The sequence below is a fragment of the Pacificispira sp. HM-600 genome (assembly GCF_977993705.1).
On record NZ_OZ388079.1, the window covers coordinates 1,633,820 to 1,645,951 of the forward strand.

The 12,132-nt window shown below is 68.8% G+C and carries 12 protein-coding genes; 7 read left to right on the forward strand and 5 right to left on the reverse strand.

The genetic code is table 11. The features are described 5' to 3' along the window. Nucleotides 1–20: 20 nt before the first annotated feature. On the reverse strand, nt 21–1,982 hold the full coding sequence (locus ACXZ1E_RS07750) for a M13 family metallopeptidase (protein WP_458042786.1): 1,962 nt from the start codon (nt 1,980–1,982) through the stop codon (nt 21–23). Between the two features lie 86 nt (nt 1,983–2,068). Here ACXZ1E_RS07750 and ACXZ1E_RS07755 point away from each other — a divergent pair, with 86 nt between their 5' ends. Next, complete coding sequence (locus ACXZ1E_RS07755) at nt 2,069–3,436, forward strand: MATE family efflux transporter (RefSeq protein ID WP_458042787.1); 1,368 nt, start codon at nt 2,069–2,071, stop codon at nt 3,434–3,436. 19 nt (nt 3,437–3,455) lie between these two features. Here ACXZ1E_RS07755 and ACXZ1E_RS07760 read toward each other — a convergent pair whose 3' ends face one another. Continuing rightward, nucleotides 3,456–4,100 carry a TrmH family RNA methyltransferase gene (locus ACXZ1E_RS07760; protein WP_458042788.1) on the reverse strand — a complete coding sequence of 215 codons (645 nt, stop codon included), beginning with the start codon at nt 4,098–4,100 and terminating at the stop codon, nt 3,456–3,458. A 204-nt stretch (nt 4,101–4,304) separates the two neighbouring features. On the opposite strand from ACXZ1E_RS07760, the gene ACXZ1E_RS07765 reads away from it, so the two are divergent. Further along, nucleotides 4,305–5,654 (forward strand): Nramp family divalent metal transporter, encoded by a 1,350-nt coding sequence (locus ACXZ1E_RS07765; protein WP_458352086.1) that lies wholly within the window; start codon nt 4,305–4,307, stop codon nt 5,652–5,654. A gap of 65 nt (nt 5,655–5,719) precedes the next feature. Continuing rightward, on the forward strand, nt 5,720–6,361 hold the full coding sequence (locus ACXZ1E_RS07770; RefSeq protein ID WP_458042789.1) for a metal-dependent transcriptional regulator: 642 nt from the start codon (nt 5,720–5,722) through the stop codon (nt 6,359–6,361). Here ACXZ1E_RS07770 and ACXZ1E_RS07775 read toward each other — a convergent pair. After that, nucleotides 6,350–7,336 carry an SDR family NAD(P)-dependent oxidoreductase gene (locus ACXZ1E_RS07775; RefSeq protein WP_458042790.1) on the reverse strand — a complete coding sequence of 329 codons (987 nt, stop codon included), beginning with the start codon at nt 7,334–7,336 and terminating at the stop codon, nt 6,350–6,352. The genes ACXZ1E_RS07770 and ACXZ1E_RS07775 overlap by 12 nt on opposite strands. A gap of 101 nt (nt 7,337–7,437) precedes the next feature. Between ACXZ1E_RS07775 and ACXZ1E_RS07780 the strand changes: the two genes are divergently transcribed. Beyond that, entirely contained in the window at nt 7,438–8,268 is an 831-nt protein-coding gene (locus ACXZ1E_RS07780) for an HAD-IIA family hydrolase (RefSeq protein ID WP_458042791.1), read from the forward strand. 59 nt (nt 8,269–8,327) lie between these two features. Further along, nucleotides 8,328–8,900: a YdeI/OmpD-associated family protein gene (locus tag ACXZ1E_RS07785; protein WP_458042792.1), complete on the forward strand. Its 573-nt coding sequence runs from the start codon at nt 8,328–8,330 to the stop codon at nt 8,898–8,900. 186 nt (nt 8,901–9,086) lie between these two features. Here the strand turns inward: ACXZ1E_RS07785 and pyrE are convergent, their stop codons facing one another. Both pyrE and ACXZ1E_RS07795 read right to left on the reverse strand, forming a co-directional pair. Then, a complete protein-coding gene (gene pyrE, locus ACXZ1E_RS07790) occupies nt 9,087–9,662 on the reverse strand; it encodes an orotate phosphoribosyltransferase (RefSeq protein WP_458042793.1) in 576 nt (191 codons plus the stop codon). Between the two features lie 10 nt (nt 9,663–9,672). Further along, complete coding sequence (locus ACXZ1E_RS07795; protein WP_458042794.1) at nt 9,673–10,284, reverse strand: TetR/AcrR family transcriptional regulator; 612 nt, start codon at nt 10,282–10,284, stop codon at nt 9,673–9,675. A gap of 60 nt (nt 10,285–10,344) precedes the next feature. Between ACXZ1E_RS07795 and ACXZ1E_RS07800 the strand changes: the two genes are divergently transcribed. Together ACXZ1E_RS07800 and ACXZ1E_RS07805 are read left to right on the forward strand one after the other, a co-directional pair. Continuing rightward, nucleotides 10,345–11,274 (forward strand): DMT family transporter, encoded by a 930-nt coding sequence (locus tag ACXZ1E_RS07800; RefSeq protein WP_458042795.1) that lies wholly within the window; start codon nt 10,345–10,347, stop codon nt 11,272–11,274. Nucleotides 11,275–11,283: 9 nt separating this feature from the next. Next, nucleotides 11,284–12,129 (forward strand): exodeoxyribonuclease III, encoded by an 846-nt coding sequence (locus ACXZ1E_RS07805; protein WP_458042796.1) that lies wholly within the window; start codon nt 11,284–11,286, stop codon nt 12,127–12,129. The last annotated feature ends 3 nt before the right edge of the window (nt 12,130–12,132 follow it).

Consider the following 12,132-nt stretch of genomic DNA (forward strand, 5'->3'; position numbering starts at 1 on the left):
TGCGGGTTATGAGAAGGGTGTCACCAGATCGTGACACGTTCCGCCGGATCAAGCCAGAGCGCGTCGTCGGGGGTGACCTCGAAAGCATCGTAGAACGCATCGATGTTCCGGACGATCTGGTTGCAGCGGAACTCGTTGGGCGAGTGCGGGTCGATCGTCAGCAGACGGATGGTTTCGGCATCGCGACCCTTCTGCTGCCAGACCTGCGCCCATGACAGCAGCAGGCGTTGCGTTCCCGTGCAGCCCTCGATGACCGGCGACTCCTCGCCACCGAGCGACAGCTCGTACGCTTTCAGCGCGATGCCGAGGCCACCCAGGTCGCCGATGTTCTCGCCGATCGTCAGCGCACCGTTGACGTGATGATCCGGCAATCCCACGGGCGAAAGAGCGTCGTACTGGGCGATCAGGCTCGAGGTGCGCTCTTCGAAGGCAACGCGGTCGGCATCCGTCCACCAGTCGTGCAGGCGACCGTCTCCATCGAAACGGCTGCCCTGGTCGTCGAAGCCGTGCCCGATCTCGTGACCGATGACGGCGCCGATCCCCCCGTAGTTCGCGGCGGCGTCGCGGTCGGCGTCGAAGAACGGATACTGCAAGATCGCGGCGGGAAACACGATCTCGTTCATCAGCGGGTTGTAGTACGCGTTGACGGTCTGCGGAGTCATGTGCCATTCGTCACGGTCGATCGGGCCGCCGACCTTGGTGAGCTGGCGGTCGTGTTCGGCGACGTGAGCGCGGCGGATGTTGCCGACGAGGTCGGTGGCGTCGATCTCGAGCGCGTCGTAGTCGCGCCACACGTCGGGGTAGCCGATCTTGGGCGTGAACTTGTCGAGCTTGTCGAGAGCGCGCTCCCGCGTCTCGGGGCTCATCCATTCGAGGTCGGTGATGCTCTGGCGATAGGCCTCGATGAGGTTGGCGACGAGTTCATCCATCGCCTCTTTCGCCGTCGGCGGGAAGTGGCGCTCGACATAGACCTTGCCGATGGCCTCGCCGAGAGCGGCCTGCGTCAGGCTCACGCCGCGCTTCCAACGCTCGCGGTTCACGGGAACACCCGTCATCTGCGTCCCGAAGAAGGCGAAGTTCTCAGCGACGAAGTCGTCCGACAGGAACGCGGCGGCGGCGTGGATGACCTTGTATGCCAGCCAGGCACGCCAGTCCTCGAGCCGTTCTTCGGTGAGGAGCGGTCCGAGCCCCTCCACGAAGCTCGGCTGAGACACGACGACCTCGGCGAAGGCCTCCTCGTGACCCGGGGCGACGGCCGAGAGCCAGGGCGCGAGATCGACACCGGCGAGTGTCGCGAAGTCGTCCCACGACATCAGGTTGTAGGTCGCGACCGCGTCGCGACTCTTCACGTTGTCCCAGTGGTGCGTGGCGAGCTCGGTCTCGAGCGCGAAGATCCGGTCCGCGGCGGCGGGGGCATCCGCGACTCCAGCGAGCTCCAGCATCCGCTCGATGTGTGCGCGGTACGCGAGGCGCAGTTCTGCGAAGTTCGGCAGACGGTAGTAGCTCTCGTCGGGGAGCGTGATGCCGCCCTGCAAGAAGAACGGGACGTAGCGGTCCGGCGAGCCCGGGTCGGGCTCCACATACAGGCCGAGCAGTCCCCCGACGCCCTCGCGCTCGAGGTCGCCGACGACCGTCAGCAGGCCGGTGAGATCCTCGATCGCGCCGACGCGCTCGAGCTGCGGGGCGATCGGGCTCGCACCCAGCTCGGTGATCCGCTCGGTATCCATGAAGCTCGTGAACAGGTCACCGATCTTGCGGGTCTCGGTGCCCGGTTCGGCCAGCTGCGACTGCTCGATGATCTCGCGGACATGCTCTTCGGCCTGCTCGGCAAGGGCGTGGAACGATCCCCAGCGCGCCTTGTCGTCGGGGATCTCGGTTCTCTCCAGCCACGCGCCATTTACGTGGCGGAAAAGGTCATCCTGGGGGCGGATCTCGGGACTCAAATCATCGAGCGCGAGACCGGAGCGCAGAGCGTCGGCCATACGTTCCAGAATAGGGCGCGACGACACCCGTGGTATCCCCTTGACCGGGCGCGCCGAATAGGGGTAGCCCCTCCTAGGCTCGAGGAGTGACCGATCCCGAGCGCTTCGCCGAACGCGTGCCGAGCGCGGGGCCGACGAGCGCGGGGCTGAATAGAGACATTTTGCGCCTCGCGGTTCCGGCCCTCGGGGCGCTGGTCGCCGAACCGGCGTTCCTCATCGTCGACGCGGCCCTGGTCGGCCACCTGGGAGTGGACCCCTTGGCAGGACTCGGGATCGCGTCGGCCGTGCTGCAGACGATCGTCGGACTGATGATCTTCCTTGCCTACTCCACGACGCCCGCCGTGGCTCGACGATTCGGCGCGGGTGATCCGTCGCGCGCGGTCTCGGTCGGGATCGACGGGATGTGGCTGGCGCTGGGCGTCGGCGCCGTTCTGGCTCTCGGGGGATGGCTCGCCACCCCCGCGCTCGTCGGTGTCTTCGGCCCGACGCCCGAGGTAGCCGAGCAGGCGCGCATCTACCTGGGGCTGTCGATGGGCGGGCTGCCCGCCATGTTGATCGTGTTCGCCGCGACGGGGCTGCTGCGCGGGATGCAGGACACCGTCACGCCGCTCTGGATCGCCGGCCTCGGGTTCGCCGCGAACGCGGGACTCAACTTCCTGCTGATCTACGGTTTCGGCTGGGGGATCGCGGGCTCCGCGATCGGCACCGTGATCGCGCAGTGGGCAATGGTCGCGGCGTACGTCGTCGTGATCGGACGCCTCGCGTCTCGACACTCGGCCCGCCTGCGTCCCCAACGCGAGGGAATCGGCGGGTCGGCACGATCGGGCGGCTGGCTGTTCTTGCGCACGGTGAGTCTGCGGGTCGCCCTGCTCTCGACCGTTGTCGTCGCGACCGCAATGGGCCCGGAAGAGCTCGCCGGGTACCAGGTGGTGTTCACGATCTTCTCGGCCGCCGCGTTCGCCCTCGACGCACTCGCGATCGCCGCACAGGCCCTCGTCGGCAAAGGCCTGGGCGCGGGCGATGCCGCCGGCGTGCGCCGCGTGCTCGGCCGGACGGTGGCCTGGGGCGTGTGGTTCGGCGTGATCGTGGGCGCCGTGATCGCGGTGTTCTCGGGCGCGATCGGGCTCGTGTTCACGGGATCACCCGCCCTCGCCGCGCTCATCTTGCCGGCTCTGCTCGTCCTCGCCATCGCGCAGCCCGTCGCCGGCGTGGTGTTCGTGCTCGACGGCGTGCTGATCGGCGCGGGCGACGCCGCGTATCTGGCTCTCGCGGGCGTTGTGAACCTCGTCGTCTTCCTACCGGTGCTGGTCATCGTCTCGGTGACCGCGGTCACGGGCGCGGGCGGGCTCGCGTGGCTCGCGGCATCCTTTTTCGGCGTGTATCTGTGCGCGCGCTTGCTGACGCTCGGCTGGCGCGTGCGCGGCACGGCCTGGCAGCGCATCGGCGCCCACTAGGAGCACTGTCCAGTAGCGGTCAGGATGGGGCGTAGCGGCGGGCCCAGTCGTACATCACGACGGCGGCCGCGGCGCTGGCGTTGAGCGAGCGGGTCGAGCCGTACTGCGTGATCTCGACGACGGAGGATGCGGCGGCGAGCGCCTCGGGCGAGAGCCCGGGACCCTCCTGCCCGAAGATCAGGATGCAACGCTCGGGCAGGTCGGATCGATCGAGCGCGACGGATCCCTCGACGTTGTCGATCGCGACGATCGGCAGCTGCCGCTCCGCCGCCCAGGCCGCAAAGGCCGCCACATCCTCGTGGTGAATGACGTGCTGGTAGCGGTCGGTCACCATTGCGCCGCGGCGGTTCCAGCGACGGCGACCGATGATGTGCACGGCCTCGGCGAGGAACGCGTTGGCGGTGCGAACGATTGATCCGATGTTCATGTCGTGCTGCCAGTTCTCGATCGCGACATGGAACGGATGCCGGCGCTCATCCAGGTCCGCGATGATCGCGTCCATCGACCAGTAGCGGTACTGATCGACAACGTTTCGCCGATCACCCTCGGCGAGAAGAACCGGGTCGAAGCGCGGGTCGTCGGGCCAGGCATCCGGTCCGCCCGGCCACGGCCCGACGCCGACGGCCGCCTCCGCCTCGGGCCCGGTCTCGGTCGCGTCCGTCACCGGGCCAGCGTATCCGTGGTCGCATCTCCTCTTCCTCTGCGCGCTTCGCGGCCCCGCCGAGCCCGGCCCGATGCACGCGAATGCGCCCGGTAGCACCGAGACCGCCGGTTCTGCACCGCGGACAAGGGGTGGTCTCGACGCGAACGGGCGCACTCGGCGCCAGACGCTCTTTTCGGGCACCCGAAATATGGCTAGGGTTTCGGTGTGCCGAAAAATTCGACCGCGCAACAAGGCGCGACGCATGAGGTCGGCGGGGCCGTCAGCACGCCGAAGATCGCGTGGCTGATCGGTCCCGCCCTCGTCGCGGGCGTCGCCTACCTCGATCCCGGCAATGTCGCGAGCAACATGACCGCGGGCGCCCAGTACGGGTACCTGCTCGTCTGGGTCGTCGTGATCGGCAACGTCATGGCGTGGCTGGTCCAATATCTCTCGGCCAAGCTCGGCATCGTCACGGGCGAGAGCCTGCCCGAGGTGCTCGGTCGACGCCTGCGCAACCGATGGGCCCGCCGCGCCTACTGGCTCCAGGCCGAACTCGTGGCGATGGCCACCGATGTGGCCGAGGTGATCGGCGGCGCCGTAGCGCTCAACCTGCTCTTCGGAATCCCCCTGCTGTGGGGCGGCGTGATCACCGGCGTCGTCTCGATCGGCCTGCTGCTCGTGCAGTCCAAGCGCGGTGCCCGCCCGTTCGAGAACGCGGTCATCGCCCTGATGGTCATCATCGCGGTCGGCTTCACCGCGGGGGTCTTCGTCGGCCCTCCTGACCCCGCCGGGATCGTCGGGGGCTTGGTCCCGCGCTTCGAGGATGCGGGTTCGGTGCTACTTGCCGCATCCATCCTCGGCGCAACGATCATGCCCCACGCGATCTATGCCCACTCGGCGCTCTCTCGCGACCGGTTCGCCCCGCCCCGCTCCACGACAACCCACCCCACGACAGGGGGAGCCCTCGCTCCGGCCCCGACGCGTCACGCGGGCGATGAGCTCGCGACGCTTCGCGGGGTCAGCACGGAGCGCCTGCTGCGGGCGACGCGGTGGGATGTCTCGATCGCCATGATCATCGCGGGCACGGTGAATCTCTGCATCCTTCTGCTCGCGGCGGCGAATCTCGAGGGCGTACCCGGCACCGACAGCCTCGAGGGCGCCTACGCGGCGCTCCGCGACGGACTGGGACCGCTCGTCGCGACCCTGTTCGCGGTGGGACTACTCGCGTCGGGGCTCGCGTCCACGTCGGTCGGCGCATACGCGGGCGCCGAGATCATGAGCGGCCTGCTGCGGGTACGCGTGCCCCTGCTCGTCCGCCGCCTCGTCACGCTGATCCCCGCGCTCCTGATACTCGGCGCGGGGTTCGATCCGACCTTCGCGCTCGTGCTCAGCCAGGTCGTGCTCTCGTTCGGCATCCCGTTCGCCCTCATCCCACTGGTGGTGCTGACCGCCCAGCAGCGCACGCTCGGGGAGTACCGCAACCGGCCCCTCACGACGATCGGGGGCATCCTCGCGAGCGTCTTCCTGGTCACGCTCAACGCGGTACTGCTGTTCCTCGTGTTCACCGGCGCCTGACGTTACTGACCCACACAGCGCCGTGATCAAACATCGCCGTAATCCTCGGACGGTACCCTGAGGCAATGGCACCCCCGAGCGCCGTGGTCGACGACTACCTCAAGGCGATCTACCACCACACCGAGTGGCAAGATCGCCAGATCACCCCGTCGCAGCTCGCGGGCGAACTCGGTCTCGCACCCTCGAGCGTCACCGAGATGGTCCAGAAGCTCGCCGCGCAGGGGCTCGTCACCCACCGCCCCTACGGCCCGGTGACGCTCACGGATGAGGGCCGCCGCCGCGCCAGCGGAATCATCCGCAGGCACCGCCTGATCGAAACCTGGCTCGTACGCGAGTTCGGGTATGGCTGGGACGAAGTGCACGATGAAGCCGAGGTCCTCGAGCACACGATCAGCGACCGGCTGCTCGAGGGAATCGACGAGCGTCTCGGTCGCCCCCGCTTCGATCCGCACGGCGACGCCATTCCGGATGCCGAGGGTCGGGTCGAGCGCGTGAGGTTCGTCTTGCTCGCCCATGCCGCCCCGGGGCACGAGGGCCGCGTTCTGCGCGTGAGCGACCGGGACGCCCCGCTGTTGCGTCACCTCGAAGAGCGGGGTGTCGAGGTCGGGGCGAGCGTCCGGGTGATCTCACGCGAGATCCTCGAAGGAGACAGCGGGCCGATTGCGCTCCCCGAGGGTGCGGCCGCGGCCGTGTGGCTATCGGCCTGACCGACGGCGCCAGCGCCTCCGGCCGGAAGACCCCTGATCCGAGGGCCACTGCACCGCCGCGACTTCTTCGCAGAACGCCCACAGCCTCTCGCCACGCGCGGGATCTGCGGTCAGCGCAGCCGGACGCGCTATTCGCGGCATGCCCCTGAGTCCACCCTTCGGGCCCCAGAACGTGCCGCCCTCGGCATCCGGGTCGATGAGCGCACGCACCGGCGCCCACGCCCCGCGCTCTTTGGACTGCGTCACCGCTGCCTGCAGGTTGTCGAAGAAGCGCGCGCCACGCGTGGGCTCGTTGACTCCACGGATGCCGGTGGTGCGTCCACTCACCGAATATCCGGGATGGGCGACCAGGCTGCGCACCGCGAGGCCGTGGGCACGCAGCCGGCGATCGGCTTCGAAACCCAGCGCCTGCGCGATGACCTTCGACTGCACGTATGCCCGCCAGGGCGAGTAGTCCGTCTCCAGCTGGGGGTCGACCGGATCGTATGAGCCCATGGCCGTCGACAAGCTGCCGAGCCAGACCATTCGCGCGGGCAGCTCGGCGCGCTCTAGCACGGGCAACAGCGCCCCGGCGAGCGCGAAGTGGCCGAGCACGTTCGTCGCAAGGACGAGTTCGTCGCCATCCGCCGTCACCTCGCGCGTGCGGGGCGGGTGCACGATGCCGGCGTTCAGCAGCACCCCGTCGAGGCGATCGCGACCGCCGACGGATGCCGCGGCAGCACGCACCGAACCCAGGTTGCTGGTGTCGAGCAGCATCGTCTCGACCGAGGCATCCGGTATTCGCCGACCGATCGCGGCACGGGCCGCGGCGAGTCGATTCGGGTTTCGCCCCGACATGATCACGTGCGCCCCGGCGCGAGCCAGCTGCTCGCTCGCGAAATAGCCGAGACCCGCATTCGAGCCGGTCACGAGGAAGACGCGTCCGGCCTGAGGCGGGAGTGACGTCGGGTTCCACTGATCGCGTCGGGCGCTCATGTCTCGACAGTACGGCCAGACGCCGACGACGCGCCGCACCTCGGCGTCGAACCCGCTCTGGGACAGCGCGCAATCCGACCCATCCGGCCTAGGCTGGCGGCATGGCCGCAGACCGCTCCCTCACGCGCACGAGGGCCGACATCGAGTGTTGGTTGACCGACATGGACGGCGTGCTCGTGCACGATAACCGCCCGGTCCCGGGTGCGGCCGAGTTGCTCGAACAGTGGCGCCACCAGGGCACCCCGTTTCTCGTGCTGACGAACAATCCGATCTTCACGCCGCGCGACCTGAGCGCACGCCTCCGCGCCTCCGGCCTGGACGTGCCCGAGGACCGTATCTGGACCTCGGCCCTGGCGACGGCGGACTTCCTCGCCTCACAGCTGCCCGGCGGCACGGCGTTCGTGATCGGCGAGGCCGGGCTGACGACCGCGCTGCATGAGGCCGGCTACATCATCACCGAGTCCCAGCCCGACTACGTCGTCGTCGGCGAGACCCGCCAGTACTCGTTCGAGGCCATCACCCAGGCCATTCGCTTCATCAACGCGGGCGCGCGGTTCATCGTGACGAACCCGGATGCCACGGGCCCGACGCCCTCGGGTGTCGTTCCCGCAACCGGCTCCTTCGCGGCCCTCATCACGAGGGCCACGGGCAAGGAACCGTATGTCGTCGGCAAGCCCAATCCGATGATGTTCCGCTCGGCCATGAACAGAATCGGCGCACACTCCGAGAACACCGGGATGATCGGCGACCGGATGGACACCGACATCGTGGCCGGCATCGAGGCCGGCCTGCACACCGTGCTCGTCCTCACGGGCATCAGCGACGCCGCCGAGATCGAGCGCTACCCGTTCCGGCCCGACGAGGTGCTCGACTCGGTCGCCGACCTGGTCGCTGCGGAGCCCGCCGAGACCGAGCTGCCCGAGGTCATCTGACCCGCTCTCAGGCGCGGGCCACCGTTACGGATGTCTGACCCCCGCGGTATCGTCGCGGCATGGGTGTGTTGGACGACGGCGAGCGGGTGCGGGCAGCGGATGCCGCAACCTGGCGCGCGTGGCTCGCCGAGAACCACGCGGACTCCAAGGGCGCGTGGCTGGTGCGTGGCCGCAAGGGCTTCACCCACCTCCACATCCCGTACGAAGACGCGATCCGGCAGGCCCTGTGCTTTGGGTGGATCGACGGTCCGGTCCGCGTGTTCGACGACGAGACATCCGGGCTCTGGTTCGCCCCGCGGCGAGCGAACAGCGGGTGGGCGGGCACCAACAAGGCCCGCGTCGAGATCCTGGAGGCGGCGGGGCAGCTCGAGGCCGCCGGCATCCGCGCCATCGAGATCGCGAAGGCGAACGGCACGTGGACGATGCTCGATGGCCCCGAGGCGCTGATCGAGCCGCCCGAGTTCGCCGCGGCACTCGACGCCGTGCCCGAGGCGCGCGCGGCGTGGGACGGCTTCCCGCCGTCCGTCCGGACCTACGGCCTCACGCAGATCGCGAGCGCAAAGCGCCCCGAGACGCGAGCGGCGCGTATCGCCCGCATCGTGGCCGAGGCTGCGGCGGGGCGCCGACCCTAGGAACACTCATGTCAGATCGAGACCTGATCTTCGCCGTGTCGACGCTCATCGTCGGGGGCACGCTCGTGGCGTTCGTCGTCGCGTGGTGGCGTGGTCGTGGCCGCGACGACTGATCTCGGCTAGGCCGGGGGCGACCTCACGGTCGCTGAGTTTGTCGAGGCGACCAGCCCGGCCCCACAAGACGGCTTACTGCGGCTCGAGACCCAGGTCGGCCAGCCCGATCGCCGCGCGCCACTCGAGCCCGGCGGCCTCGACGGCCGCCTGAGCCCCGGTCGCCCGATCCACGATCACGGCGACCGCAACGACCTCGGCACCCTCGCGACGCAGCGCCTCGACGGCTTTCAGCGCCGACTGACCCGTGGTCGACGTGTCTTCGACAACGACGACACGCTTGCCCGCGACATCCGCGCCCTCGATCTGACGACCGCGACCGTGGTCCTTCGGTTCTTTGCGCACCACGAAAGCATCGAGCGGGCGACCCGCGTGCACCGACTCGTGCATGATCGAGTTCGCGATCGGGTCGGCGCCGAGGGTCAGGCCTCCCACCGATGCGACGTCGGGGATGTCGGCGATCAGATCGAGCATGATGCGGCCGATCGCGGGCGCGGCGCGGTGGTCGAGCGTGAGCTTGCGCATATCGACGTAGTAGTTCGCCTGCTTGCCGCTCGAGAGGGTGAAGTCCCCGTGGAACACGGCCTCGTCAGAGATGAGGGCAATGAGCCGCTGGCGGTCGGCTTCGATTTCGGGTGTCGACGCGGTCATGGGCTCGAGTCTAGGGCGCGGGGGCGGGCTTCACCGCCGCCTCGAGGAGGGAGCGAGATACCCCTCGCGCGAGCTCGAACGGCTGCGTGAACGTCTCCATCCCGACGGTGACGATCGCGCCCTCGTAGAGCAGCATGAGGTGACACGCCATCTGGTCGGCCTGCGGCACGCCCGCCTCGCGGCAGAGCGCGCTGAACTGCTCGAGCAGCCACGTTTTCTGCCGTGCCACCTCGGGGAAGACCGGGCTGCCGTCGTGTCCGTCGCCGATCTCGGCGCGGGCGTTGATTGCGCTGCATCCCTTCGGACTGTTGGCGCCCGACCACGAGATGGCCGCGTCGAAGATCGCGAGAATGCGGTCGGTTCCAGGGTCCGGAACGCGCGCGAGGTGGTCGGCGACGTGAGTCCGCCACCGCTCGTCTCGATGCTGTAGGTACGACACGACGAGCGCCTCTTTCGAACCGAACCGGTCGTACAGAGTCTTCTTCGTCACGCCCGCGGCGTCGGCGATCGTGTCGACCCCGACGGCATGGATTCCGCGCTCGTAGAACAGCTCGGATGCCGCGTCCAGGACTCGTCGAGCGCCCGGGGTGAGAGGAGGCAGAACCGGAACGGGGGACGTCATGACGAAAGTATACCAACCTGTATAGTCAATGCCGTGAGTAAACAGGTCGGTATACTTTCGATGACGCTGACGACCATCGCGGCCGCTGCCTTCGTACTGACGTGGAGCTCGGGCTTTCTCGTCGCCGCCATTGCCACGGTGGATGTCGCGCCGACCACCCTGCTGGTCTGGCGCTTCGTTCCGCTCGCCGCGGTGCTACTCGTCATCGTCCGGGTCTCGGGCGCGGCTCGAGGTGTCACGCGCGGGACGATCCGGCGGCAAGCGACGATCGGGGTCTTCGCGCAGTTCGGCTACTGCGTGAGCGTGTACGGGTCGATCGCCGTCGGCATCACGACCGGTACGACCGCGCTCATCGACGCGGTGCAGCCCCTCGTCGTGGCGACACTCGTCGGCCCACTGCTGGGCCTGCGGGTGCGGGGCGCGCAGTGGGCGGGCCTCGGGACGGGTGCGGCCGGTGTCGCGCTGGTCGTGCAGACGCAGATCGGCGGTTCGGATGCTCCTTCGGTCGCGTACCTCCTGCCGGCCCTCGCGATGGCCTGCTTGATCGTCGGAACCTTCATCGAGCGGCGCACACGCGCCCAACCGCCGGTGCTCGTCACACTCACGGTGCACGTCACCGTGACCGCTCTCGCGATGATCCTGCTTGCAGCGGCGACCGGGACCCTCGCGCCACCGGCATCCGCGTCGTTTTGGATGGCGACGGCCTTCGCGGCACTCTCACCCACGCTCGCCGCCTACGGACTGTACTGGCGGCTGCTACGCAGGGTGGGTGTCACGGCACTCAATGCGCTGCTCTTCCTCATCGCGCCGACGACGGCGATCGCCGGGGCGATCCTGCTCGGCGAGCCGCTGACGCCGCTCACCCTCGCCGGGTTCGTCCTCTGCGGCGCGGGGGTCGCGATCGTCCTGCTCAACGGGAGTCGCGCCACCGACGTTCAGCCGATGCCGGCCGATACCGACCAGCACCGGACCGTCACCGCCACCTCCTAGGCTGGAGAAATGCGGCTCGCCACCTGGAACGTCAACTCCATCCGTGCACGCGTCGAGCGCACGGTCGCCTTCGCGGTCCGCGAAGACATCGACGTGTTGGCGATGCAAGAGATCAAATGCCGCCCCGATCAGTTCCCGTACGCGCAGTTCGAAGAGGCGGGCTACACGGTCGAGGCCCACGGCCTCAACCAGTGGAACGGTGTCGCCATTGCGAGCCGTCTGCCCCTGTCCGACATCGAACATTCCTTTCCGGGCATGCCGGGATTCGCCAAGGGACACGAGGGGCCGGATGCGCCGCTCGAAGCGCGGGCGATCGGCGCGACGATCGACGGGGTGCGCGTCTGGAGCCTCTACGTTCCCAACGGCCGCGCGCTCGATGACCCGCACTACGTCTACAAGCTCGACTGGCTGGGTGCGCTGACCGACCACGTGCGCACCACCCTGCAGCGCGACCCCGACTCGGCACTCGCCCTGGTGGGCGACTTCAACATCGTGCCGACGGATGCCGACAACGGCGACCCGTCGCTCGTGCCGGGCGTGTCGACGCACATCTCGGAGCCCGAGCGCGCCGCCTTCCGAGCGCTGGAAGAGGCGGGCCTGGCGGATGTCGTGCGTCCGCTCGTGCCGACCGGCTTCACCTACTGGGACTACAAGCAGCTGCGATTCCCCCGCAACGAGGGTCTGCGCATCGACTTCATCCTCGGCTCGCATGCCGTGTCCGACGCAGTCCGTGGCGCAGCCATTCATCGTAACGAGCGCAAGGGCGAAATTCCCAGCGACCACGTTCCGGTCGTGGCCGACCTCGAGCTTCTCGGCACGGCGGACGACGACGACGTGCCGATGATCTTCGGCTGACGC

What these genes read in the sequence shown, in the direction of transcription:
- ACXZ1E_RS07785 (WP_458042792.1), top strand. Translation starts at nt 8,328, where the DNA reads ATGGGTGTGTTGGACGACGGCGAGCGGGTGCGGGCAGCGGATGCCGCA.
- ACXZ1E_RS07800 (WP_458042795.1), top strand. Translation starts at nt 10,345, where the DNA reads ATGACGCTGACGACCATCGCGGCCGCTGCCTTCGTACTGACGTGGAGC.
- ACXZ1E_RS07805 (WP_458042796.1), top strand. Translation starts at nt 11,284, where the DNA reads ATGCGGCTCGCCACCTGGAACGTCAACTCCATCCGTGCACGCGTCGAG.
- pyrE (WP_458042793.1), bottom strand. Translation starts at nt 9,662, where the DNA reads ATGACCGCGTCGACACCCGAAATCGAAGCCGACCGCCAGCGGCTCATT.
- ACXZ1E_RS07795 (WP_458042794.1), bottom strand. Translation starts at nt 10,284, where the DNA reads ATGACGTCCCCCGTTCCGGTTCTGCCTCCTCTCACCCCGGGCGCTCGA.
- ACXZ1E_RS07750 (WP_458042786.1), bottom strand. Translation starts at nt 1,982, where the DNA reads ATGGCCGACGCTCTGCGCTCCGGTCTCGCGCTCGATGATTTGAGTCCC.
- ACXZ1E_RS07770 (WP_458042789.1), top strand. Translation starts at nt 5,720, where the DNA reads ATGGCACCCCCGAGCGCCGTGGTCGACGACTACCTCAAGGCGATCTAC.
- ACXZ1E_RS07775 (WP_458042790.1), bottom strand. Translation starts at nt 7,336, where the DNA reads ATGAGCGCCCGACGCGATCAGTGGAACCCGACGTCACTCCCGCCTCAG.
- ACXZ1E_RS07780 (WP_458042791.1), top strand. Translation starts at nt 7,438, where the DNA reads ATGGCCGCAGACCGCTCCCTCACGCGCACGAGGGCCGACATCGAGTGT.